The sequence below is a fragment of the Nonomuraea sp. B12E4 genome (genome assembly GCF_039871825.1).
GTDB lineage: Bacteria > Actinomycetota > Actinomycetes > Streptosporangiales > Streptosporangiaceae > Nonomuraea.
Genome location: NZ_JBDPME010000087.1, coordinates 1 through 1,103, shown reverse-complemented (window position 1 = coordinate 1,103; position 1,103 = coordinate 1). Strand labels below are relative to the sequence as shown.

1 protein-coding gene is annotated in these 1,103 nt (G+C 69.1%); it reads right to left on the bottom strand.

The annotated features are described in order from the left end of the window. Positions 1–1,010: IS481 family transposase (locus ABGB18_RS49325; protein WP_347702658.1), on the bottom strand; the 1,010-nt coding region annotated here is incomplete at its 3' end. Between the last annotated feature and the right edge of the window lie 93 nt (positions 1,011–1,103).

The following is a 1,103-nucleotide window of genomic DNA, read 5'->3' as shown; positions in this document are numbered from 1 at the left end:
AGGGTGACGACGCCGGAGGGGTCGATGCGGTCGTGGCGTACGCGGGCGTGGGTGTCGGCGTCGCGGCTGCCGTCGGGCAGGGCCTTGGGGGAGGCGGCGTAGACGGACGCAGGGGTGGCGCGGTGCGGCAGGGAGCGGTGCGGGCGGTGGTGGTTGTAGGCGTCGACGAAGCGGTCCAGGAGCGTCTGCAGGTCGGTGAGGGTGGCGGGCTGGTCGGGCTGGGCGCGTAGCCAGTTCTTCATGGTCTGCTGGAAGCGTTCGACCTTGCCGCAGGTGGTGGGGTGGTTGGGGGTGGAGTTCTTCTGCCGCACGTGCAGGCGGCGCAGGTCGTGTTCGAAGGCGTTGCGGCCGCCGCGGCCGCCGGCCAGCCGGGTGGTGAAGACCATGCCGTTGTCGGTCAGGGTGGAGGCCGGGACGCCGTGGGCGGCGACCGCAGCGCGGAAGGTGTCGCGGACGATCGGGCCGGTGACGCGGGCGTGCGCGGTCACCGACAGTGCGTAGCGGGAGTGGTCGTCCAGCCAGGACAGGATCTCGACGTCAGTGCCGTCGGCCAGCCGGTAATGGGTGAAGTCGGCCTGCCACGTCTCGTTCGGCATCTCCGCTTGGAAGCGGATGTAGGACGAACGGGGCCGCTTCTTCGGCTCGGGGATCACCAGGCCGTGACGGGTGAGATGGCGGCTGATCGTGGCTCGGGACACCGTCCGCCCGTGATGGTGGGCGAGATGCCAGCCGATAGTGTCCGGGCCGGCGTCCAGCCCTTGCTCGGCGAGGTCCTTGCGCAGCCGGACGATCAACTCGACGGTGTCGGCGTCGATCGCGTTCGGCGAGGTGCGCGGCCTGCGCGATCGGGGCTCGAACGCCGCCTCGCCCTCGGCCCGGTAACGCGCGACGAGCTTGGACACCCAGCCCTTGGACACTCCGTACGCGCGGGCGACCTCTGCCTGGGAGCGTCCCTCGACGACAACGGCGGTGATGACAACTCTGGCCTTGGACACACCGCCCACGTTCATGACAACGGCGGTTGCCTATGTCCCGAGACACACTCTGTTGAAGTTTCCTATGTCTTGCGACATGGGTTTCCTATGTCCTGAACCAGCACACTG